Origin of the sequence: Enterobacter sp. WP_7_1, assembly GCF_003688535.1 — a bacterium.
Taxonomy (GTDB): Bacteria; Pseudomonadota; Gammaproteobacteria; order Enterobacterales; family Enterobacteriaceae; genus Enterobacter; species Enterobacter asburiae.
In genome coordinates this window covers 82032-104863 of the sequence record NZ_REFK01000006.1, presented here as the reverse complement: position 1 = coordinate 104863, position 22832 = coordinate 82032, and the positions used below count along the sequence as shown (strand labels likewise).

16 protein-coding genes are annotated in these 22832 nt (G+C 57.3%); 5 read left to right on the top strand and 11 right to left on the bottom strand.

Annotation, left to right across the window (positions count from 1 at the left end):
• Positions 1 to 5 precede the first annotated feature (5 nt).
• Positions 6 to 2399: a maltodextrin phosphorylase gene (malP, locus tag BJ885_RS20440; protein ID WP_121932672.1), complete on the bottom strand. Its 2394-nt coding sequence runs from the start codon at positions 2397 to 2399 to the stop codon at positions 6 to 8.
• A gap of 586 nt (positions 2400 to 2985) precedes the next feature.
• On the opposite strand from malP, the gene malT reads away from it, so the two are divergent.
• A complete protein-coding gene (gene malT / locus BJ885_RS20435; RefSeq protein WP_023309505.1) occupies positions 2986 to 5691 on the top strand; it encodes an HTH-type transcriptional regulator MalT in 2706 nt (901 codons plus the stop codon).
• Positions 5692 to 5753: 62 nt separating this feature from the next.
• On the opposite strand, the gene BJ885_RS20430 is transcribed toward malT, so the two are convergent.
• The 3 genes from BJ885_RS20430 to glpE are packed head-to-tail and all read right to left on the bottom strand — an operon-like array spanning position 5754 to position 7739.
• Positions 5754 to 6512: a DeoR/GlpR family transcriptional regulator gene (locus BJ885_RS20430; RefSeq protein ID WP_008503060.1), complete on the bottom strand. Its 759-nt coding sequence runs from the start codon at positions 6510 to 6512 to the stop codon at positions 5754 to 5756.
• 16 nt (positions 6513 to 6528) lie between these two features.
• Positions 6529 to 7359 (bottom strand): rhomboid family intramembrane serine protease GlpG, encoded by an 831-nt coding sequence (glpG, locus tag BJ885_RS20425; protein ID WP_121932671.1) that lies wholly within the window; start codon positions 7357 to 7359, stop codon positions 6529 to 6531.
• 47 nt (positions 7360 to 7406) lie between these two features.
• Positions 7407 to 7739, bottom strand: coding sequence for a thiosulfate sulfurtransferase GlpE (gene glpE / locus BJ885_RS20420; RefSeq protein ID WP_006177908.1), 333 nt, complete (start codon positions 7737 to 7739; stop codon positions 7407 to 7409).
• Between the two features lie 188 nt (positions 7740 to 7927).
• Between glpE and glpD the strand changes: the two genes are divergently transcribed.
• The gene (glpD, locus tag BJ885_RS20410; protein WP_121932670.1) at positions 7928 to 9436 is read left to right on the top strand and encodes a glycerol-3-phosphate dehydrogenase; all 1509 of its coding nucleotides are present in this window, start codon (positions 7928 to 7930) and stop codon (positions 9434 to 9436) included.
• A gap of 95 nt (positions 9437 to 9531) precedes the next feature.
• Here glpD and glgP read toward each other — a convergent pair whose 3' ends face one another.
• From glgP to asd, 6 genes are all read right to left on the bottom strand, one after another.
• Positions 9532 to 11979, bottom strand: coding sequence for a glycogen phosphorylase (glgP, locus tag BJ885_RS20405; RefSeq protein WP_029740650.1), 2448 nt, complete (start codon positions 11977 to 11979; stop codon positions 9532 to 9534).
• 18 nt (positions 11980 to 11997) lie between these two features.
• Positions 11998 to 13431 (bottom strand): glycogen synthase GlgA, encoded by a 1434-nt coding sequence (glgA, locus tag BJ885_RS20400; RefSeq protein WP_023309509.1) that lies wholly within the window; start codon positions 13429 to 13431, stop codon positions 11998 to 12000.
• Positions 13431 to 14726, bottom strand: coding sequence for a glucose-1-phosphate adenylyltransferase (glgC, locus tag BJ885_RS20395; RefSeq protein ID WP_121932669.1), 1296 nt, complete (start codon positions 14724 to 14726; stop codon positions 13431 to 13433). The genes glgA and glgC overlap by 1 nt, the downstream gene beginning before the upstream one ends.
• Before the next feature lie 17 nt (positions 14727 to 14743).
• Positions 14744 to 16717, bottom strand: coding sequence for a glycogen debranching protein GlgX (gene glgX / locus BJ885_RS20390; RefSeq protein ID WP_121932668.1), 1974 nt, complete (start codon positions 16715 to 16717; stop codon positions 14744 to 14746).
• Positions 16714 to 18900 carry a 1,4-alpha-glucan branching enzyme gene (glgB, locus tag BJ885_RS20385; protein ID WP_029740652.1) on the bottom strand — a complete coding sequence of 729 codons (2187 nt, stop codon included), beginning with the start codon at positions 18898 to 18900 and terminating at the stop codon, positions 16714 to 16716. The genes glgX and glgB overlap by 4 nt, the downstream gene beginning before the upstream one ends.
• Before the next feature lie 249 nt (positions 18901 to 19149).
• Positions 19150 to 20253 (bottom strand): aspartate-semialdehyde dehydrogenase, encoded by a 1104-nt coding sequence (gene asd, locus BJ885_RS20380; RefSeq protein ID WP_059347490.1) that lies wholly within the window; start codon positions 20251 to 20253, stop codon positions 19150 to 19152.
• Between the two features lie 177 nt (positions 20254 to 20430).
• Between asd and yhgN the strand changes: the two genes are divergently transcribed.
• The gene (yhgN, locus tag BJ885_RS20375) at positions 20431 to 21024 is read left to right on the top strand and encodes an NAAT family transporter YhgN (RefSeq protein WP_003861574.1); all 594 of its coding nucleotides are present in this window, start codon (positions 20431 to 20433) and stop codon (positions 21022 to 21024) included.
• A gap of 99 nt (positions 21025 to 21123) precedes the next feature.
• Here the strand turns inward: yhgN and tusA are convergent, their stop codons facing one another.
• Complete coding sequence (tusA, locus tag BJ885_RS20370) at positions 21124 to 21366, bottom strand: sulfurtransferase TusA (RefSeq protein WP_008503071.1); 243 nt, start codon at positions 21364 to 21366, stop codon at positions 21124 to 21126.
• A 167-nt stretch (positions 21367 to 21533) separates the two neighbouring features.
• Between tusA and BJ885_RS20365 the strand changes: the two genes are divergently transcribed.
• Both BJ885_RS20365 and BJ885_RS20360 read left to right on the top strand, forming a co-directional pair.
• Complete coding sequence (locus tag BJ885_RS20365; RefSeq protein WP_023309514.1) at positions 21534 to 22199, top strand: 7-cyano-7-deazaguanine/7-aminomethyl-7-deazaguanine transporter; 666 nt, start codon at positions 21534 to 21536, stop codon at positions 22197 to 22199.
• A gap of 72 nt (positions 22200 to 22271) precedes the next feature.
• The gene (locus tag BJ885_RS20360; RefSeq protein ID WP_023309515.1) at positions 22272 to 22829 is read left to right on the top strand and encodes a DcrB family lipoprotein; all 558 of its coding nucleotides are present in this window, start codon (positions 22272 to 22274) and stop codon (positions 22827 to 22829) included.
• Positions 22830 to 22832: the final 3 nt, after the last annotated feature.

Below are 22832 nucleotides of genomic sequence, written 5' to 3'. Positions count from 1 at the left end.
CTTCCTTAGCGTTTTGCCTGCCAGATACGGGCCTGATAATCACGGATTGAACGGTCAGAGCTGAACATACCGCAGCGGGCAGTGTTCAGAATGCACGCGCGGGTCCACGCCTCCTGGTCACGATACATCACGTCGACCTGCTTTTGCGCTTCTACATAGGCCGTGAAGTCCGCCATCACCAGATACGGGTCACCGCCGTGTTTGTCCATGCTGTGCAGCATCTGGTCAAACGCGTGCTTGTCGCCGTCGCTGTATTTACCGCTTTCCAGCTCCTTCAGCACCGCGTCGAGCACTTTGTCTTTCTTACGCCATTTCACCGGGTCATAGCCTTTGGCCTTGATGGCTTTCACCTCTTCCACGGTATGGCCGAAGATAAAGATATTCTCTTCACCGACCTTCTCGGCGATTTCGACGTTGGCCCCGTCGAGCGTACCGACGGTCAGCGCGCCGTTCAGCGCCAGCTTCATGTTGCCGGTACCGGACGCCTCTTTCCCTGCGGTAGAGATCTGCTCGGAGATATCCGCCGCCGGGATCAGCAGTTCAGCCGCCGAGACGCAGTAGTCCGGCAGGAACACCACCTTCAGCTTGTCGCCCACTTTCGGATCGCTGTTGATCGCCGCCGCCACTTTATTGATGGCGAGGATAATATTTTTCGCCAGGTAGTAGCCCGGCGCCGCTTTCGCACCGAACAGGAACACGCGCGGCACGCGGTCAGCCTGCGGGTTCTCGCGGATCTCTTTGTACAACGCCAGAATGTGCAGCAGGTTCAGGTGCTGACGTTTGTACTCGTGCAGACGTTTAATCTGGATATCGAAAATGGCGTTCGGGTTGATCTCAATCCCGGTACGCACTTTCACAAACTCCGCCAGGCGAACCTTGTTCTCCAGCTTGATCGCACGGTACTGCTCGCGGAATTTCGCGTCGTCAGCGTATTTTTCCAGGTTGATGAGCTGGTCCAGATCGTTGGCCCACTCTTTCTTCAGGGTCTTATCCAGCAGGCCGGCCAGCAGCGGGTTGCACTGCTTGATCCAGCGACGCGGCGTGATGCCGTTGGTCACGTTGTGGAATTTGGTCGGCCACAGCTGGTGGTATTCCGGGAAGAGATCTTTGACCACCAGATCCGAGTGCAGCGCCGCCACGCCGTTCACCGCAAAGCCGCTAACCACGCACATGTTCGCCATGCGCACCTGCTTGTCGTGAACCACCGCCAGCTTCGCCCAGACCGCTTTGTTGCCCGGCCAGGTTTTAGCCACCAGGGTTTTAAACTGGTCGTTAATCTTGTTGATGATCTGCATGTGGCGCGGCAGCAGCGTTTTCACCAGCTTCTCATCCCAGCACTCGAGCGCCTCTGGCATCAGAGTGTGGTTGGTGTAGGCAAAGGTACGGCTGGTGATGGCCCAGGCGTCGTCCCAGCTCAGCTGATGCTCGTCGATCAGCACGCGCAGCAGTTCCGGGATGGCAATCGTCGGGTGCGTATCGTTGAGCTGAATCACTTCGAAGTCCGGCAGCTGCGCCAGCTTGCGGCCCGCCAGGTGATGGCGACGCAGAATGTCCGCCACGGAGCAGGCGCACTGGAAGTACTGCTGCATCAGGCGCAGCTTTTTACCGGCCAGGTGGTTGTCGTTCGGGTAGAGGACTTTGGTCAGCTTCTCGGCGTCGATGCCCTGCTGCTCGGCGCGCAGGAAATCGCCGTCGTTAAATTTGGTCAGGTTAAACGGATGCGCGTGCTTCGCCTGCCACAGACGCAGCGGCTGCGCCACGCCGTTACGGTAGCCGAGCACCGGCAGATCCCAGGCTTCACCGGTAATGGTGAACGCCGGTTCCCAGAGCCCCTGCTTTGTCACTTTTCCGCCAATGCCGACCTGCACATCCAGCTGCGCGTTGTGGCGGAACCACGGATAGGTATTGCGATGCCAGTCGTCTGGCGCTTCCATCTGATGGCCATCGGCAAACGACTGACGGAACAGGCCGTACTGGTAGTTCAGACCATAGCCGATCGCCGATTGGCCGACGGTCGCCATAGAGTCAAGGAAACAGGCTGCCAGACGGCCCAGGCCGCCGTTGCCCAGCGCCGGGTCAGTCTCTTCTTCCAGCAGGTCGGTCAGGTTAATGTCGTGTTCTTTCAGCACATCGCCGACGTCCTGATACCAGCCCAGGTTCAGCAGGTTGTTGCCGGTCAGGCGGCCAATCAGGAATTCCATCGAGATATAGTTCACGTGACGCTGGCCTTTAACAGGCTTCGCCACCGGTTGAGCATCCAGCTGCTCTGCGAGCGCACCGCTCACGGCCTGCCACCACTGGTGAGGCGTCATCTCGTTTGCAGCATGAAGGCCAAAACGCTGCCACTGACGCGTCAGGGCAGCCTGGAATTGAGCTTTGTTGAAGGTAGGCTGTGACATAGGGGATCGGCATCCTTTAGAAAGAAAACACAAGTTGGCGCTAGTGTGCCTGGCTCATTTCCCCTCTTCCTCCTCCTGTGGGGGATTAGACAGGGAGGAGTAGCGGGGATGAGCATAAAAGTGTGATCGAGGCCACTCTCAGAGCATAGTTCGAGTGTGCCCGGAAGATAAAAAAGTAACCGGGGAGAATGTCAAAGAAATGAAATGCAGTTTCGGGTGAAATTAATCCGTTCTGAAATGATTACTTACGTAGAATAATAATTTAGTCATCGGGTTACATCTCCGGAGACTATTACTCTCACTCAACTTTACCCGCACTTTATTAAATTTGACGTCACTATACCTTTCTGAAACCAGTTTCAGCGCAGCGGTAACGAATCCAGACAAGCCAGTAGTGACGCGGCATTAAGCCCCTTTCGAGAAAGTTCCAACATTTGCCTGAATGTTTTGTGACAGAGTGCAAATTCAGAACCACAAAACCCAGACATAACTTGCAATAGTTCTCTTTCTGTTCGACCTTATATCCTATTAATTACGAAGCGCAAAAAAAATAAAATCTCTCGTTCCCCACAGTGAAGTGAAACCTATGTTGATTCCGTCTAAATTAAGTCGCCCGGTTCGTCTTGACCATACAGTGGTCCGCGAGCGTCTGTTGGCTAAACTTTCCGGCGCGCATAATTTCCGACTGGCGCTGGTTACGAGCCCTGCAGGCTATGGAAAAACAACGCTCATTTCGCAATGGGCCGCGGGTAAAAGCGATCTTGGCTGGTACTCCCTCGACGAGGGCGATAACCAGCAGGAGCGTTTTGCCAGCTATCTGATTGCCGCCATACAGCAAGCCACCCATGGACACTGCGTCGCCAGTGAGGTGATGGTGCAAAAGCGCCAGTACGCCAGCCTGTCCTCCCTTTTCTCTCAGCTGTTTATCGAACTGGCCGAATGGCATCGCCCGCTTTACGTGGTGATTGATGATTACCATCTCATCACTAACCCGGTGATTCATGAATCGATGCGTTTCTTCCTGCGCCATCAGCCGGAAAACCTGACTTTAGTGGTGCTGTCACGCAACCTGCCGCAGCTGGGTATTGCCAACCTGCGCGTGCGCGATCAGCTTCTGGAAGTGGGCAGCCAGCAGCTGGCCTTTACCCACCAGGAAGCGAAACAGTTCTTTGACTGCCGCCTGACATCACCGATTGAGGCCGCCGAAAGCAGTCGTCTGTGTGATGACGTTGCCGGCTGGGCCACGGCGCTGCAGCTTATCGCGCTCTCCGCCCGACAAAACAACAGTCCGGCGCATCAGTCTGCCCGGCGTCTGGCGGGCATCAACGCCAGTCACCTTTCTGACTACCTGGTGGATGAGGTGCTGGACAGCGTCGATCCCTCGACGCGTAATTTCCTGCTGAAAAGCTCTCTGCTGCGCTCCATGAACGATGCACTCATCGTGCGCGTGACGGGGTGTGAAAACGGCCAGCTGCAGCTCGAAGAGATTGAACGTCAGGGCCTTTTCCTGACGCGCATGGACGATCCCGGCGAGTGGTTTAGCTATCATCCGCTGTTTGGCAGCTTCCTGCGCCAGCGCTGTCAGTGGGAACTGGCGGTTGAACTGCCGGAGATCCACCGCGCCGCTGCCGAAAGCTGGATGGCGCAAGGCTTCCCGAGCGAGGCCATCCACCACGCGCTGGCCGCCGGTGATGCCAGCATGCTGCGCGATATCCTCCTCAATCATGCGTGGGGCCTGTTTAACCACAGCGAGCTGACCCTGCTGGAAGAGTCTCTCAAAGCCCTGCCGTGGGAAAGCCTGCTGGAGAACCCGCGTCTGGTACTGCTGCAGGCCTGGCTGATGCAGAGCCAGCACCGCTACAGCGAAGTGAACACCCTGCTGGCGCGCGCCGAGCAGGAGATGGAAAGCGAAATGGATACCACCCTGCATGGCGAATTTAACGCGCTGCGCGCTCAGGTGGCCATTAACGACGGCGACCCGGACGAAGCTGAACGGCTGGCGATGGTCGCGCTGGACGAGCTGCCGCTGGCTAACTTCTACAGCCGCATCGTTGCGACTTCGGTGCACGGTGAGGTGCTGCACTGCAAAGGCGACCTCACCCGTTCGCTTTCACTGATGCAGCAAACCGAACAGATGGCGCGTCGTCATGATGTCTGGCATTACGCGCTGTGGAGCCTGATCCAACAGAGCGAGATTTTATTCGCGCAGGGGTTCCTGCAGGCCGCCTGGGAAAACCAGGAAAAAGCGTTCCAGCTGATTCGTGAACAGCACCTGGAACAGCTGCCGATGCACGAGTTCCTGTTGCGTATCCGCGCTCAGCTGCTGTGGGCATGGTCGCGTCTGGATGAAGCGGAAAGCTGCGCCCGCCAGGGTGTGGATGTCCTTTCCAGCTTCCAGCCTCAGCAGCAGCTGCAGTGCCTGGCGCTGCTGGTGCAGTGCTCGCTGGCGCGCGGCGATCTCGATAACGCCCGCAACCATCTGAACCGCCTGGAGAACCTGCTCGGCAACGGTCAGTATCATAGCGACTGGGTCTCTAACGCCGATAAGGTCCGGGTGATTTACTGGCAGATGACCGGCGATAAAAAATCCGCCGCCAACTGGCTGCGTCAGACGCCAAAACCGGAATTTGCTAACAACCACTTCCTGCAGAGCCAGTGGCGCAACATTGCCCGCGCGCAGATCCTGCTCGGTGAAATAGAGCCCGCAGAGATTGTGCTGGAAGAGCTGAACGAGAACGCGCGCAGCCTGCGTCTGATGAGCGACCTGAACCGCAACCTGCTGCTGCTGAACCAGCTCTACTGGCAGGCGGGTCGTAAAAACGATGCCCAGCGCGTGCTGCTGGAAGCGCTGCAGCTGGCTAACCGCACCGGGTTTATCAGCCACTTTGTGATTGAAGGTGAAGTGATGGCGCAGCAGCTGCGTCAGCTTATTCAGCTCAACACGCTGCCGGAGCTGGATCAGCATCGCGCCCAGCGCATCCTGCGCGAGATTAACCAGCATCATCGGCACAAGTTCGCGCATTTTGATGAGAACTTCGTTGAACGTCTGCTGAACCATCCGGAAGTGCCGGAACTTATCCGCACCAGCCCGCTCACCCAGCGCGAATGGCAGGTTCTGGGGCTGATCTATTCAGGCTACAGCAACGAGCAGATTGCCGGCGAGCTCGCGGTGGCGGCGACCACCATCAAAACGCATATCCGCAATCTGTATCAGAAGCTGGGCGTGGCGCATCGACAAGATGCGGTGCAGCATGCGCAGCAGCTGTTGAAGATGATGGGGTATGGGGTTTAGGTTTTGTGCGGCCTGATGCCCTCACCCCGGCCCTCTCCCACAGGGAGAGGGGGAACGGCTTTTCAACACAACTCTAACTGCAAATTATTATCTTTAATCACCTGCATCACGCCCGCCGGCGGCATCACGTCGGTATAGACCGCATCCACCATGCTGATGCTGCCCATGTTCACCATCGCGTTACGGCCAAACTTGGAATGATCCACCACCAGCATCACGTGGCGTGAGTTTTCAATAATCGCGCGCTTGGTGCGCACCTCGTGATAGTCAAACTCCAGCAGCGAGCCGTCGCTGTCGATGCCGCTGATCCCGAGAATGCCGAAGTCGAGGCGGAACTGAGAGATAAAATCGAGGGTCGCTTCGCCGATAATCCCGCCGTCGCGGCTGCGCAGTTCGCCGCCCGCGAGGATGATGCGGAAGTCGTCTTTCTGCATCAGGGTATTGGCCACGTTCAGGTTGTTGGTGACCACGCGCAGGTTCTCGTGATCCAGCAGCGCATGGGCCACCGCTTCCGGCGTGGTGCCGATATCAATAAACAGCGTCGCCCCGTTCGGGATCTGGCTGGCGACCTTGCGGGCAATGCGCTCTTTCTCTGCCGTCTGCGTGGCTTTACGGTCATGCCAGGAGGTATTGACCGAACTGGACGGCAGCGCCGCCCCGCCGTGGTGGCGAAGAATGCGGTTCTGATCGGCCAGGTCGTTCAGGTCACGACGGATGGTTTGTGGGCTGACGGCAAACTGCTCCACCAGCTCTTCAGTGCTGACGTATCCCTGTTTTTTTACCAGTTCGATAATAGCGTCATGACGTTGTGTTTGTTTCATCAATTATCCCTGAGAATTATGTTCGTTTTCGCGCATGGAGCGTGTCGGCAAACGCCATCGCCAGCCCCACGGCCAGCCCGGCGACGTGTGCACCGTTGGCGATAGACATACCAAACAGATCAAACCATCCGGCAATTAGCCATATTAACGCAAAGGTTATTAATCCGCGCTGCAAATAGATGCCGCTTTCCGGATCGCGCTCCCCGCGAAGCCAGACATAGCCCATCAGGGCATACACGACGCCCGACAGCCCGCCGAACCACGGCCCGCTGAACTTGTGCTGCACATAGCCGCTCAGCAGGGCGCTGATAAGGGTGATAACGATCAGCTTGCCGCTGCCCAGACGCTTTTCAACAGCGCCGCCGAGATACCACCACCAGAGCAGGTTGAAGAGGATATGCATTACCGAGAAGTGCATCAGCGCGTGGCTAAAGTAGCGCCAGACGTCAAAATCAAGAGACGGATCATAGGGCCAGGCCAGGGCAATCATCACGCTCTGGTCGCCCACCACGTTCATAATAATGAAGACGATAATGCAGGCCGCCATCAGCAGCAGCGTAAACGGGCCCGCGCGTTCGCGGATGGTGGCAAGGAAGGGAAAACGGCTGTAGTACAGTCCGCTGTCGGTCTGCCCGGACTGCCAGCTGGCCGCCAGATAGCGCGGGTCGCCGGGGTTCTCAAGAAAACGCGCCAGCTCTTCGTTTACGCGCGCGGCCTGGCTCTCGTCGGCCAGCCAGACGTCGGTCTGGTTATGTTGCTGAATGGTCAGAATAACGCCCTGCGTCGCCATATAGTCGACAAACGCCTGGGCGACGCGCGGGTTGGTAAAAGAGGTGATCATCAACATGGGCAGCGGTCGCTTATTTCCACACAAAAGGGGATAGTATAGCGGGATCAGCGCTCAAAAGCGTATTCCACTTCTGCCGGGAAATGACGATGCCAGGCATCGAAGCCGCCGTCGACGCTGTATACCGCGTCGTAGCCCTGCTGAAGCAGATACTGCGCCGCGCCCTTGCTGCTGTTGCCGTGGTAGCACATGACCATCACCGGCGTCTCGAAGTCGTTATCGCGCATAAACGCGCCCAGCGTGTCGTTGGTGAGATGGAACGCGCCCGGCGTGTGGCCCATCGCAAAACTCTGCGGATCGCGGATGTCCACCAGCACCGCTTTTCCCTGGTGCATCTTCTGGTGGGCTTCTTCTACGTTAATACATTCAAACTGATCCATGGTGTTCTCTTTACAGTGGTCAACGACACAATTTTACCCCGTAGTGTACGTCCTGGCGGCGGGTAAACGCCATTATGTTATCCATATCACTCTAAATTGTTTTTTTGATGTTACCAAAAGCGCGTTCCTTTGCTATTATGAGCGATATCGAACATTTCTGAGCTTTAACGAAAGTGCATGAGGGTGTTATGGAAACCAAAGATCTGATTGTGATAGGCGGTGGCATCAACGGTGCCGGTATTGCGGTCGATGCCGCAGGACGCGGTTTATCCGTACTGATGCTGGAAGCTAACGATCTCGCCTGCGCGACGTCGTCCGCCAGCTCCAAACTGATTCACGGTGGCCTGCGCTACCTGGAACACTACGAATTCCGCCTGGTCAGTGAAGCACTGGCCGAACGTGAAGTGCTGCTGAAAATGGCGCCGCATCTGGCTATCCCGATGCGCTTCCGCCTGCCCCATCGCCCGCATCTGCGTCCGGCGTGGATGATCCGAATTGGTCTGTTTATGTACGATCATCTGGGTAAACGCACCAGCCTCCCGGGTTCGAAAGGTTTGCGTTTTAGCTCAGAATCGGTCCTTAAGCCTGAAATCGTGCGTGGTTTCGAATATTCCGACTGCTGGGTGGACGATGCGCGCCTGGTGCTGGCGAATGCCCAGATGGTCGAGAAGAAAGGTGGCGAGGTGAAAACCCGTACCCGCGCGACCGCTGCCCGTCGTGAAAACGGCCTGTGGATTGTGGAAGCGGAAGACATCGATACCGGCGAGAAATTCAGCTGGAAAGCGCGCGGCCTGGTGAACGCTACCGGCCCGTGGGTGAAGCAGTTCTTCGACGACGGCATGCATCTGCCTTCGCCGTACGGCATTCGCCTGATCAAGGGCAGCCACATTGTGGTGCCGCGCGTGCATACGCAGAAGCAGGCCTACATTCTGCAGAACGAAGACAAGCGCATCGTGTTTGTGATCCCGTGGATGGACGAATTTTCGATCATCGGCACCACCGACGTGGAGTACAAAGGCGATCCGAAGAACGTCGAGATCGACGAGAGCGAAGTGAACTACCTGCTCAAAGTGTATAACGCGCACTTCAGGAAACAGCTGTCACGCGATGACGTGGTCTGGACCTACTCCGGCGTGCGTCCGCTGTGCGATGACGAGTCTGACTCGCCGCAGGCGATTACCCGCGACTATACGCTCGATATTCACGACGTTGACGGTCAGGCGCCGCTGCTTTCCGTGTTTGGCGGCAAGCTGACCACCTACCGCAAGCTGGCCGAGCACGCGCTGGAAAAACTGGCGCCGTACTACAAAGGCATTGGCCCGGCATGGACCAAAGGCGCGGTACTGCCCGGCGGTGATATCGGCGATAACCGCGATGATTACGCCGCGAAGCTGCGCCGTCGCTTCCCGTTCATCACCGAAGGAATGGCGCGCCACTATGCCCGCACCTACGGCAGCAATACCGAGCTGTTCCTGGGCGATGCGAAGGACATTGCGGATCTGGGCGAGCATTTCGGCCACGAGCTGTACGAAGCCGAGCTGCGTTACCTGGTTGAGCATGAGTGGGTTCGTCGCCTGGATGATGCTATCTGGCGTCGTACCAAAGAAGGGATGTGGCTCAACGCCGAGCAGCAGTCTCGCGTGGCGCAGTGGTTGCTGCAAAATGCGGGGAAGCGTGAGCTGTCGCTGGCGTCGTAATACGATCGGTGCGGGCTGATGCCCTCACCCTGACCCTCTCCCACAGGGAGAGGGAACAAACACTAAAAACGGCAACCGAGGTTGCCGTTTTGCTTTTACAACCTCACCGGATCAATATGCCAGATCGTCTCGGCATACTCCTTGATGGTCCTGTCAGACGAGAAATAGCCCATATTGGCGATGTTATACATCGCGGCGCTGGTCCACTTCTCCTGCTGACGATACAGTTCGTCCACCTTATCCTGACAGTCCACGTAGCTGCGATAATCCGCCAGCACCTGGTAGTGATCGCCAAAGTTAATCAGCGAATCCACCAGATCGCGATAGCGGCTCGGTTCATCAGGGCTAAACACCCCGGTCGCGATCTGCGTCAGCACCTGACGTAACTCTTCATCCTCTTCGTAATATTGACGTGGCGAGTAGCCTTTCCTGCGCAGCGCCTCCACCTCTTCCGTCGTATTACCGAAGATAAAGATATTTTCTTCGCCCACGTGCTCCAGCATCTCGACATTCGCCCCGTCCAGCGTGCCGATGGTCAGCGCGCCGTTAAGAGCAAACTTCATGTTACTGGTGCCGGATGCTTCCGTACCCGCCGTGGAAATCTGCTCAGAGAGATCCGCCGCCGGGATGATCATCTGCGCCAGGCTTACGCTGTAGTTCGGAATGAAGACCACCTTCAGCTTGTCGCCAATGTCCGGATCCTGGTTAACCACCTTCGCCACATCGTTGATGAGATGAATGATGTGCTTCGCCATGTAGTAGGCAGAAGCTGCCTTACCGGCGAAAATCTTCACGCGCGGCACCCATTCGGCCGTTGGATCGGCCTTGATGCGGTTGTAATGGGTGATTACGTGCAGCACGTTCATCAGCTGACGCTTGTATTCGTGGATGCGTTTGATCTGAACGTCGAACAGCGCTTTCGGGTTTGCCACCACGTTGAGGTGCATCGCCAGCCAGACCGCCAGACGCTTTTTGTTCAGCAGCTTGGCTTCGCGCACGGCTTTGTTCACCGTCGGGAAATCAATGTGCTGTTCCAGCTCGCTCAGCTGGCTCAAATCGGTCCGCCAGGTACGGCCAATATTCTCGTCCAGCACCTCAGAGAGCGGCTGGTTGGCCAGCGCCAGCCAGCGGCGCGGCGTGACCCCGTTGGTCACGTTGCAGAACCGCGTCGGGAAGATCTTCGCGAAGTCCGCAAACAGCGACTGCACCATCAGGTTCGAGTGGAGCTCGGACACGCCGTTGACCTTGTGGCTGATGACCACCGCCAGCCAGGCCATGCGCACGCGGCGACCGTTCGATTCATCAATGATGGACGCGCGGCTCAGCAGCCCGGTATCGTTCGGGTACTGCTCCTGCAGCGTCTTGAGGAAGTAGTCGTTAATCTCAAAGATAATCTGCAGATGGCGCGGCAGGATTTTGCCGAGCATGTCTACCGGCCACGTTTCCAGCGCTTCGCTCATCAGCGTGTGGTTGGTGTAGGAGAATACCTGACAGGTCACTTCAAACGCGTCATCCCAGCTGAACTTATGCTCGTCGATCAGCAGGCGCATCAGCTCCGGAATGGAGAGCACCGGGTGGGTGTCGTTAAGGTGGATCGCCGTTTTCTCCGCCAGGTTGGCGTAGGTTTTGTGCAGCTGATGATGGCGGCTAAGGATATCCTGAATCGTCGAGGAGACGAGGAAATATTCCTGACGCAGGCGCAGCTCGCGGCCGGAGTAGGTCGAGTCATCCGGATACAGCACGCGGGACACGTTCTCGGAGTGGTTTTTGTCTTCCACCGCCGCAAAGTAGTCACCCTGGTTGAATTTACCGAGGTTAATTTCGCTACTGGCCTGGGCGCTCCACAGGCGCAGCGTGTTGGTGGCATCGGTGTCATAGCCGGGGATAATCTGGTCGTAGGCCACGGCCAGGATCTCTTCCGTTTCTACCCAGCGGGATTTTTTGCCTTCCTGCTGGATACGTCCGCCAAAGCGCACCTTGTAGCGCGTATTGTGGCGCTTAAACTCCCACGGGTTGCCGTACTCCAGCCAGTAGTCCGGCGACTCTTTCTGGCGCCCGTCGACGATGTTCTGTTTGAACATACCGTAGTCGTAGCGAATACCGTAGCCGCGGCCCGGCAGCGCCAGCGTTGCCAGCGAGTCGAGGAAGCAGGCGGCGAGACGCCCCAGGCCGCCGTTGCCGAGGCCCGGGTCGTTCTCTTCGTCGATCAGCTCTTCTAAATCTAACCCCATCTCTTCCAGGGCGGTTTTGACGTCGTCATAAATACCTAGCGACAACAGCGCGTTGGAAAGCGTGCGGCCAATCAAAAATTCCATCGACAGGTAGTAAACCTGACGCGTTTCCTGCGAGAGCTGGGCGCGGTTTGAGCGCAGCCAGCGTTCAACTAAGCGGTCACGCACCGCAAACAGGGTGGCGTTCAGCCACTCGTGCTTGTTGGCTATAACCGGATCTTTCCCGATGGTGAACATCAGCTTGTAGGCGATGGAGTGCTTTAACGCCTCAACGCTGAGCGTGGGTGAAGAGTAGCTAAATGGAGCGTTCATATCAGTAACTTCGCCTCGTTACATCAAGCGTTGATAGAGATCGCGGTATGACTGCGCCGCGACATGCCAGCTAAAGTCCATGGACATCGCCTGACGCTGAACGTAACGCCAGAGCGATGGACGGGACCACAAGACGAAAGCACGCCGAATCGCCCGAAGCAGCGACCAGGCATTACTGTCCTCAAAGACAAACCCGCTGGCGATACCGTCCGCCAGGTTTTCCAGAGAGCTATCGGATACGGTATCCGCCAGTCCGCCCGTGCGGCGTACCAGCGGCAGGGTGCCGTATTTCAGGCCGTAAAGCTGCGTCAGGCCGCAGGGTTCGAAACGGCTCGGCACCAGAATGACGTCCGCGCCGCCCATGATGCGGTGCGAGAACGCTTCGTGGTAGCCAATCTGCACGCCCACCTGACCAGGATGTTCCGCCGCGGCGGCAAGGAAACCTTCCTGCAGCACCGGGTCGCCCGCACCGAGCAGCGCCAGCTGTCCGCCCTGCTCCAGTAAACCGGGCAGCGCCTCCAGCACCAGATCCAACCCTTTCTGGCTGGTCAGGCGGCTGACCACCGCGAACAGCGGCACCTTGTCGTTAACCTTCAGGCCCATCGCAATCTGCAGCTGGCGTTTGTTTTCCGCTTTGTCTTCCACGGAGTCACGGCCATAGCGCGCCGCCAGCAGGAGATCGGTTTCCGGGCTCCAGATCTGTTCATCCACGCCGTTCAGAATGCCCGACAGGCGGCCTTCGCGATGGCGCTGCTGCAGCAACCCTTCCATACCGTAGCCAAACTCCGGCTGGGTGATCTCACGCGCGTAGGTTGGGCTCACCGCCGTGATGTGATCGGCGTAGTACAGCCCGGCTTTCAGGAACGAGATCTGCCCGTTAAATTCCAGCCCGTGCATGTTATAGAACGATAATGGCAGATCGATTTCACTCATGTGATGGGCATAGTACATCCCCTGATACGCCAGGTTATGCACGGTAAAGACCGATTTGGCCGGATGGCCGCGCGCCGCGAGATACGCCGGGGCAAGCCCGGCGTGCCAGTCGTGCGCGTGCACCACATCCGGGCGCCAGAACGGATCCAGCCCCGTCGCCATTTCTGCACCGACCCAGCCGAGCAGCGCAAAGCGCAGCACGTTATCGGTGTAGGCGAACAGGTTCGTATCGTGATACGGGCTGCCCGGTCGATCGTATAAGTGCGGCGCGTCGATCAGGTAAATCCCTACGCCATTGTAATGTCCAAACAGCAGGGTGATACGTCCGGCGAACGTTTCACGGCGGGTCACCACTTTTGCATCGGGAATACCGCGCCGGATATCCGGAAAGGCGGGCAGCAGGACTCGGGTATCCACGCCTCCGGCGATTTGCGCTGCCGGTAATGCACCCAGAACATCTGCCAGACCGCCCGTTTTTAACAACGGGAACATCTCAGAACATACATGTAAAACCTGCATCATCGCTCCTGTTTGATCTGCAGCTTCCGCAACATTTCCCGTGTGACTAACACGATCCCCTCTTCCGAACGATAGAAACGACGCGCGTCTTCTTCCGCGTTCTCACCAATCACCATCCCTTCTGGAATGACGCAGGCACGATCGATAACGCAGCGGCGCAGACGGCACGAGCGCCCTACCCAGACATCAGGCAGTAAGACTGCCGAATCGATATTACAGAATGAATTTATCCGCACGCGGGGGAACAGCACCGACTGCACCACTACCGAGCCTGAAATAATGCACCCGCCGGATACCAGCGAGTTGAGCGTCATGCCGTGGCTGCCGGAGCGGTCCTGCACGAATTTGGCCGGCGGCAGCGATTCCATATGGGTACGAATCGGCCAGTTCTGGTCGTACATATCCAATTCAGGCGTGACCGACGCCAGGTCGAGGTTCGCTTTCAAGTACGCTTCCAGAGTTCCCACATCGCGCCAGTAAGGTTCCGCATTGGGGTCGGACTGCACGCAGGACAGCGGGAAAGGATGTGCATACGCCATGCCAGCTTTCGTGATTTTCGGAATGATGTCTTTACCGAAGTCGTGGCTGGAGTTTTCGTCTTTGTCGTCTTCTTCCAGCAGCTCATAAAGATAATCTGCATCAAAGACATAAATCCCCATGCTGGCGAGCGATTTGGTGTCATCGCCCGGCATGGTTGGCGGGTTCGCCGGCTTTTCAACAAAGTCGATAATTTTGTCGTCGGCATCCACGTGCATCACGCCAAACGCCGTCGCTTCAGCAACGGGCACAGGCAGACACGCTACGGTGCAGCGCGCCCCTTTTTCGACGTGGTCGATGAGCATGTGGGAGTAATCTTGCTTGTAGATATGGTCCCCGGCGAGGATCACGATGTATTCCGCGCTGTAGCGACGAATGATGTCGAGGTTCTGCGTCACCGCATCCGCCGTTCCGCGGTACCAGTTCTCGCCGTGGACGCGCTGCTGAGCGGGAAGGAGATCGACAAACTCGTTCATCTCTTCGCTGAAGAATGACCAGCCGCGCTGGATATGCTGAACCAGCGTATGCGACTGATACTGCGTAATGACGCCAATACGGCGAATGCCCGAGTTGAGACAGTTGGAGAGCGCAAAGTCGATGATACGGAACTTACCACCAAAGTGAACAGCCGGTTTCGCGCGCTTGATGGTCAAATCTTTCAGACGGGTACCACGTCCACCCGCAAGTATCAGGGCAACCGTTTTTAATGGTAGCTGGCGCGCCAACATTAAGGGATCGTTCTTCTCTAATCTAACCATGACTAACTCCTTTTTTATCATCTTTGGAATACGCACACTCCGTGCGCAGGCCCGTGCCAGACAGCCATTACTACCGGATTATCCGCTCCGGCAAAGGGGGGAACAGCTCGCCATTCCCCTTCAGGTAAAACAATCTCTGCGACGTCATCCGTCGCGTTCAGCGTGACCAGCCATTTATCCGACAGCAGGATTTGCAGGCGTGGTACGCCGTGTTGCCACTCTTGCGCGCTTAACGGTTGCGCGTCTTGATTCAACCAGCGAACGTTGCCGTCACCCTCTTCCCACCAGCGGTCGGCGGTCAGCGCGGGGATCTGCTGGCGAAGATGGATCAGCGCAGCGGTAAAATGAATCAGCCCGCTGTTGGCTTCACCCCAGTCGAGCCAGGTTAACGTGTTGTCCTGGCAATACGCATTGTTGTTACCGTGCTGGCTATGGCCGTGTTCATCGCCTGCCAGCAGCATCGGCGTGCCCTGCGACAATAAAAGCGTTGTCAGCAAAGCATGAACGCTGGCACGTCGCCGCTCGATGACGTCCAGGCTTCCGCCTAACCCTTCTATACCATGATTAAAGCTATGGTTATTGTTAGTGCCATCGCGATTCTCTTCGCCGTTTGCCTCATTGTGTTTCTGATTGAAACAAACGCAGTCCCGGAGCGTAAAACCGTCGTGTGCCGTCAACAGATTGACGGTGGCCGACGGGCGTTTGCCGTCGCGCTTAAAGAGATCGCTTGAAGCGGCAAAGCGTCCGGCGAACTCCCCCAGCGACAGATTCCGTTCCAGCCAGAAGCGGCGCGCGGCATCGCGATAGTGATCGTTCCACTCGGCAAACAGCGGCGGGAAATTCCCGACCTGATAACCGCCTTCACCGATGTCCCACGGCTCGGCAATAAGCTTCACCTGCGAGAGCACCGGACAGTTTTTTATCGCCTCAAACAGCGGCGCCTGCTGGCTGAACGCTGGCGTGCGCCCCATCACGGGCGCCAGGTCGAAACGAAAACCGTCGACGTGGAACGTTTCCACCCAGTATTTCAGGCACTCATAAGCAAAATGCGTGACCGCCGGATGGCTGAGGTTGAGCGTGTTACCGCAGCCGGTCCAGTTCTCATAATCGCCATCCTGCCTGATCCAATAATAGCTACGGTTATCAATTCCGCGCATGGAGAGCGTCGGACCGTCGAGATCGCTTTCGGCACTGTGGTTCAGCACGACGTCCAGAATGACCTCAATGCCCGCCGTATGGAGCGCCTTCACCGCATCGCGAAATTCGTCCCGCGCCTTTTCCGGATGGGCGGCATAGCGTGGCTCAAGCGCGAACATCGCCAGCGGGTTGTAGCCCCAGTAGTTGCTTAGCCCCAGCCGCTGCAGGCGCGGCTCGCTGGCGAAATGGGCGACGGGCAGCAGTTCCAGCGCGGTGATGCCGAGGTGTTTCAGGTAGGCGATCATGGTGGGATGCCCGAGCGCCTTATAGGTGCCGCGCATCTCTTTGGGGATCGACGGGTGCAGGTACGTCAGCCCTTTGACGTGGGCTTCATAAATAACGGTATTGCCCCACGGCGTCTGCGGCGGGACATCGTCTTCCCAGTCATAAAGATCGTTCACCACCACGCTTTTTGGCGCGACGGGCGCGCTGTCGCGGTGGTCGGGCTCGCCGTAGCCCACGTGGAACAGCGGGTCGTCTTTAAATTCGCCGTCCACGCGGTGCGCGCACGGGTCAATCAACAGCTTCGCCGGGTTAAACCAGTGGCCCTGCGCCGGATCCCACGGACCGTGTACGCGAAAGCCATAGTGCATGCCTGGCCGTCCTCCGGCCAGGTAGCCGTGCCAGGTATCCCCCGTGCGCTCGGGTAAATCGTAACGGTGCTCGTTACCTTCCCCATCAAACACGCACAGTTCTACCCGCTCAGCGTGAGCGGAAAAGAGGGTGAAATTGACCCCCTTCCCGTCAAAACGCGCGCCGAGCGGTTCGGGTTTACCTGCCGAAAGCTGCGTCATTCGCCCTCCCGCATCAGCCAGATGGTGCCAAGCGGCGGCAGCGTCAGGCTCAGGGAGTTGGGTCGCCCGTGGCTTTCGATGGCGTCGCTCTGTACCAGCCCGCCGTTACCGGCGTTGCTGCCGTGGTAGTGCATCGAGTCGGTATTCAGGATCTCGCGCCATTTGCCCGGCTGGTTAATGCCGAAGCGATAGTGTTCGCGCGGCACCGGCGTGAAGTTGCTGGCGACGATGATTTCGTTACCCGCTTTGTCACGACGCACAAAGACAAACACCGAGCGCTCGTGGTCGTCCACCACCAGCCACTCAAAGCCATACGGATCGAAGTCGAGCTCGTGCAGCGCTTTGTGGTGGCGGTAGGTCAGGTTCAGGTCGCGCACCAGACGCTGCACCCCGTGGTGCCAGTTGTCGCCGCCTTCCAGCAGATGCCAGTCGAGGCTGGCGTCGTGGTTCCACTCGCGTCCCTGGGCGAACTCATTGCCCATAAACAGCAGTTTCTTGCCCGGGAAGGCAAACATCCAGCCGTAGTAGGCGCGCAGGTTGGCAAACTTCTGCCACGCGTCGCCCGGCATGCGGTCGAGAATGGATTTTTTGCCGTGCACCACTTCATCGTGCGATAGCGGCAGCATGAAGTTTTCGGTGTAGTTGTAGAGCATCCCGAACGTCAGCTTATCGTGATGATACTTACGGTGAACCGGATCCAGCTTCATGTAGTCGAGCGTGTCGTGCATCCAGCCCAGGTTCCACTTATACCAGAACCCCAGGCCGCCTAATGACGGCGGACGGGAGACGCCCGCAAAGTCGGTCGACTCTTCCGCCATGGTCACGGCACCGTCCACCTGCTCGCCGATAATGCGGTTGGTATTACGCAGGAATTCAATCGCTTCCAGGTTTTCACGGCCGCCAAACTCGTTCGGGATCCACTCGCCCTCTTTGCGGCTGTAGTCGCGGTAGATCATCGACGCCACCGCATCGACGCGCAGGGCATCAATGCCAAACCGCTCGATCCAGTACAGGGCATTCCCGACCAGGTAGTTTGCGACCTCACGGCGACCGTAGTTGTAGATCAGCGTATTCCAGTCCTGGTGATAGCCTTCGCGCGGGTCGCTGTGCTCGTACAGCTTCGTGCCATCAAACTCTGCCAGCGCAAAGTCATCCGACGGGAAATGGCCCGGCACCCAGTCGAGGATGACGTTCAGCCCGGCGGCGTGCGCGGCATCAATGAAATAGCGGAAGTCATCGCGCGTGCCGAAGCGGCGCGTTGGCGCATACAGCCCGGTGGGCTGATAGCCCCAGCTGCCGTCGAACGGATGCTCATTGACCGGCAGCAGCTCAAGGTGGGTAAAGCCCATCCATTTGGCATACGGCACCAGCTGGTCGGCAAGCTCACGGTAGCTCAGCCAGAAGTTGTTATCGGTGTGTCGACGCCAGGAGCCAAGGTGTACCTCATAGACGGAGATGGGCGCGTCAAAACGGTTGGCCTGTTTGCGCTCCTCCGTCTGGACGACCTTCTCCGGCAGGCCGCAAATCAGCGACGCGGTATCCGGGCGCATCTGCGCTTCGAAGGCATACGGGTCGGCTTTAATGCGCAGCTTGCCGTTGGCGTCGATCATCTCGAATTTATAAAGCTGCCCGGGGTGCGCCCCGGGGATAAACAGCTCCCAGATGCCGGTTTCCCGGCGCAGGCGCATCGGGTGGCGGCGACCGTCCCAGTAGTTGAACTGGCCGACAACGGAGACGCGCTGGGCGTTAGGCGCCCACACGGAGAACCGCGTGCCGGTAATGCCGTCCATGGTATCGGCATGGGCACCCAGCGTTTCATAAGGGCGAAGGTGCGTTCCTTCGGAGAGCAGCCAGGCATCCATCTCTTTAAGCAGAGGGCCGAAGCTGTAAGGGTCGTCAATCAGGTTTTGCTGACCGTGCCAGAGGACGGCGAGCTGATAGCGAAAAGGATTTTTACGGCGGGGCATTACGCCCGAGAAGAAGCCACGGGAATCGAGGCATTCTAGATTACCCACCTTGCGGCCGGTTTTGGGTTCAATCACCCAGACTTCTGTGGCATCCGGTAACAGTGCCCGAACTTCAAGGCCATCCTCAGTTTGATGCATCCCAAGCACAGAAAAGGGGTCAGCAAAATGACCCGCAATAAGCGCATTAATCACGTCTCTATCCACACGATCGGACATGGTATTCATCCTGTTTTTTATGTCGTCCTTTTTAAGCGCTCCGGGACGACTTTTAATGTGACCTGAACGGGACAGCACAAAAATGTGCATCCATTCTGCTCCGTTCGAACCTCAGGTAAGAAATGACTCTTCCTTAAAGCATAGCCAACGCTCTAGATGACTCCTGATAAAAAATAAGACATACGCGTGTTACTCCATGTAGTACGCAAAAAAAAGGGGTGAAAATCACCCCCGGTAGTTAACAAATTATTACGCCAGCTGGCGCAGCATGCGGCGCAACGGCTCGGCGGCACCCCACAGAAGCTGGTCGCCGACGGTGAACGCGGAGAGATACTCCGGCCCCATGTTCAGCTTGCGCAGACGGCCAACCGGCGTGGTCAGCGTGCCGGTAACGGCAGCCGGGGTCAGCTCGCGCATGGTGATATCGCGATCGTTTGGTACCACTTTCGCCCACGGGTTGTGCGCGGCCAGCAGCTCTTCCACGGTCGGAATAGACACATCTTTTTTCAGTTTAATGGTGAAGGCCTGGCTGTGGCAGCGCAGCGCGCCGATACGTACGCACAGACCGTCAACCGGAATGGTGTTCTCGGTCGCGAGGATTTTGTTGGTCTCAGCCTGGCCCTTCCACTCTTCGCGGGTCTGGCCGTTATCCAGCTGTTTGTCGATCCACGGAATCAGGCCGCCGGCAAGCGGTACGCCGAAGTTGTCCACCGGCAGCTCGCCGCTGCGGGTCAGCTGAGTCACTTTACGTTCAATATCAAGGATCGCGGACGCCGGGTTTGCCAGCTCGGTCGCGACGCTCTGGTGCAGCTGGCCCATCTGGGTCAGCAGCTCGCGCATGTGACGCGCGCCGCCGCCGGACGCCGCCTGGTAGGTCGCCACGGAGACCCACTCCACCAGGTCCTGCGCGAACAGGCCGCCGAGGGACATCAGCATCAGGCTGACGGTGCAGTTTCCGCCAACAAAGGTTTTCACGCCGTTGTTCAGGCCGTCGGTGATGACGCCCTGGTTAACCGGGTCAAGAATGATGATGGCATCGTCTTTCATACGCAGCGAAGAGGCCGCGTCAATCCAGTAGCCCTGCCAGCCGCTTTCACGCAGCTTTGGATAGATTTCGTTGGTATAATCGCCGCCCTGGCACGTGACAATAATGTCGAGTGCCTTCAGCGCTTCCAGATCGTAAGCATCCTGCAACGTGCCTGTGGTACCACCAAAGGACGGAGCAGCCTGGCCGAGCTGGGAAGTGGAGAAGAAGACCGGGCGGATAGCGTCGAAATCGCGCTCTTCAACCATGCGTTGCATGAGTACAGAGCCGACCATACCGCGCCAGCCGATAAAACCAACGTTTTTCATAGCATTTTTTTCCTGCTGAGGGTGTGTGCTGTTTGTGCAAGCCAGTATTGAACTGGGATATGCTTCACATTACAAAATGCTGCCAAAGTCGCAAGCGAAATTAATCGATGATTGCCCGGCAATCAGAAATACAGCTAATTATCATAATAACCTTAGAGAATTTCAGGGATAATTTACATGAGTGAAATCATTTCCGCAGCGGTTTTATTGATCCTGATAATGGATCCACTGGGAAACCTGCCGATCTTCATGTCGGTGCTCAAGCACACCGAGCCGAAGCGTCGCCGGGCAATCATGATCCGCGAGCTGCTCATCGCCCTGCTGGTGATGTTTATCTTCCTGTTTGCGGGTGAAAAAATTCTCGCATTCCTGAACCTGCGCGCCGAAACCGTGTCGATTTCCGGCGGGATTATTCTGTTCCTGATTGCCATTAAGATGATTTTCCCGAGCGCGGAAGGCAGCAGCAGCGGCCTGCCTGCGGGTGAAGAGCCGTTTATCGTGCCGCTGGCAATTCCACTCGTTGCCGGACCGACCATTCTGGCCACGCTGATGCTGCTGTCGCATCAGTATCCGAACCAGATGAGCCATCTGGTGATTGCCCTGCTGATCGCCTGGGGCGGGACGTTTATTATCCTGCTGCAGTCGTCGCTGTTCCTGCGCCTGCTGGGTGAGAAAGGGGTGAACGCGCTGGAACGCCTGATGGGGCTGATTCTGGTGATGATGGCAACGCAGATGTTCCTGGACGGGATCAGGGCGTGGATGAAAGGATGACTTTCTCCCTCTCTCCGTGGGAGAGGGCCGGGGTGAGGGCATCAGGCCGCAGAGGCCTTTTTGCCGGGTGGCGGCTTCGCCTTACCCGGCCTACAAAACTTAACCCTTACGAATCAAATACCGGTACGGCAGCGCCTCGGTCTGCTGTGCCACCAGCTCATGCTCCATAAAGGTACAAAAGCCGGGAATATCGCGGGTGGTGGCCGGGTCGTCGGCAATAATCAACAGCGTTTCACCGGTCTGCATGTTGCGCACGGTTTTGCGTACCATCATTACCGGTTCCGGGCAGCGAAGGCCCTGGGCATCAAGAGTGTGGTCTGGGCTGGAAAACAGGTCGGTCATGGTCTTCTCGGTCTGGTAAAAACGGCTGTAGTTTACGCCCGGTTGCGATCAATGCAAACCAGGTTAACGATTGCGTAAAAACTAACCATTGCAATGTCCTGCCAAAGCAGTATCATGCTGCGGTTTTTATTGGGTTCCCTCACCCCAACGTATAAAAAGGTCACAATATGACGTCGTTTTCTGAATCACAGCGCGTAAAAGCGTTGTTCTGGCTTTCGCTTTTCCATTTGCTGGTGATCACCTCCAGTAACTATCTGGTGCAGCTCCCAATCTCCATCTTTGGTTTCCATACCACCTGGGGCGCGTTCAGCTTCCCGTTTATTTTCCTCGCGACGGATTTGACCGTGCGTATCTTTGGTGCACCGCTGGCTCGCCGCATTATTTTTTCGGTCATGCTCCCGGCGCTGTTCATCTCGTACGTGGTTTCGTCACTGTTTTATATGGGAAGCTGGCAGGGCTTTGAGGCGTTAACCCACTTCAACCTGTTTGTAGCCCGTATCGCCGCAGCAAGCTTTATGGCCTACGCGCTGGGGCAGATCCTCGACGTGCATGTGTTTAACCGCCTGCGTCAGAATCATCGCTGGTGGATGGCGCCAACCGCCTCCACGCTGTTCGGTAACGTGAGCGATACGCTGGCCTTCTTCTTCATCGCCTTCTGGCGCAGCCCGGATGCGTTCATGGCTGAACACTGGATGGAAATCGCGCTGGTGGACTACTGCTTCAAGGTGCTTATCAGCATTGTGTTCTTCCTGCCGATGTACGGCGTGCTGCTCAATATGCTGCTGAAAAGGCTGGCAGATAAATCTGAAATCACGGCATTGCAGGCTGGTTAAGGGTTCGCTTTATCAGTTGTGATAAGATGAGCGAATGAGCCGTTATGGCCGTTTATCGAAAGGAAGAAGTCAATGCGCAATCTGGTTAAATATGTCGGGATTGGCCTGCTGGTTGTGGGTCTTGCAGCCTGTGATAACAGCGACACGAAAACGCCTGCTCAGGGCGCATCCGCAGAGAGCAACGCGACCGGCCAGCCGGTGAATCTGATGGATGGCAAACTCAGTTTCTCTCTGCCAGCCGATATGACTGACCAGAGCGGCAAGCTGGGCACCCAGGCGAACAACATGCACGTTTACTCCGACGCAACCGGGCAGAAAGCGGTCATTGTGATTGTGGGCGACGACACCAGCGAAGACCTGGCCGTCCTGTCCAAACGTCTGGAAGATCAGCAGCGCGGCCGCGATCCGCAGCTGCAGGTCGTGACCAATAAATCCATCGAGCTGAAAGGCCACACGCTGCAACAGCTCGACAGCATCATCTCTGCAAAAGGCCAGACCGCCTACTCTTCCGTGGTGCTGGGCAAGGTTGATAACAAACTGCTGACCCTGCAGATCACCCTGCCAGCGGAAGATCAGCAGAAAGCGCAGACGGCTGCTGAAAACATCATTAACACCATCGTGATCCAGTAACGC

Coding starts and splice junctions, on each gene's coding strand:
- BJ885_RS20365 (WP_023309514.1), top strand. CDS start 21,534: ATGACGTCGTTTTCTGAATCACAGCGCGTAAAAGCGTTGTTCTGGCTT.
- glgX (WP_121932668.1), bottom strand. CDS start 16,717: ATGACGCAGCTTTCGGCAGGTAAACCCGAACCGCTCGGCGCGCGTTTT.
- yhgN (WP_003861574.1), top strand. CDS start 20,431: ATGAGTGAAATCATTTCCGCAGCGGTTTTATTGATCCTGATAATGGAT.
- glgB (WP_029740652.1), bottom strand. CDS start 18,900: ATGTCCGATCGTGTGGATAGAGACGTGATTAATGCGCTTATTGCGGGT.
- glpG (WP_121932671.1), bottom strand. CDS start 7,359: ATGTTGATGATCACCTCTTTTACCAACCCGCGCGTCGCCCAGGCGTTT.
- tusA (WP_008503071.1), bottom strand. CDS start 21,366: ATGACCGACCTGTTTTCCAGCCCAGACCACACTCTTGATGCCCAGGGC.
- glgP (WP_029740650.1), bottom strand. CDS start 11,979: ATGAACGCTCCATTTAGCTACTCTTCACCCACGCTCAGCGTTGAGGCG.
- BJ885_RS20360 (WP_023309515.1), top strand. CDS start 22,272: ATGCGCAATCTGGTTAAATATGTCGGGATTGGCCTGCTGGTTGTGGGT.
- glgC (WP_121932669.1), bottom strand. CDS start 14,726: ATGGTTAGATTAGAGAAGAACGATCCCTTAATGTTGGCGCGCCAGCTA.
- glgA (WP_023309509.1), bottom strand. CDS start 13,431: ATGCAGGTTTTACATGTATGTTCTGAGATGTTCCCGTTGTTAAAAACG.
- malT (WP_023309505.1), top strand. CDS start 2,986: ATGTTGATTCCGTCTAAATTAAGTCGCCCGGTTCGTCTTGACCATACA.
- asd (WP_059347490.1), bottom strand. CDS start 20,253: ATGAAAAACGTTGGTTTTATCGGCTGGCGCGGTATGGTCGGCTCTGTA.
- glpD (WP_121932670.1), top strand. CDS start 7,928: ATGGAAACCAAAGATCTGATTGTGATAGGCGGTGGCATCAACGGTGCC.
- BJ885_RS20430 (WP_008503060.1), bottom strand. CDS start 6,512: ATGAAACAAACACAACGTCATGACGCTATTATCGAACTGGTAAAAAAA.
- malP (WP_121932672.1), bottom strand. CDS start 2,399: ATGTCACAGCCTACCTTCAACAAAGCTCAATTCCAGGCTGCCCTGACG.
- glpE (WP_006177908.1), bottom strand. CDS start 7,739: ATGGATCAGTTTGAATGTATTAACGTAGAAGAAGCCCACCAGAAGATG.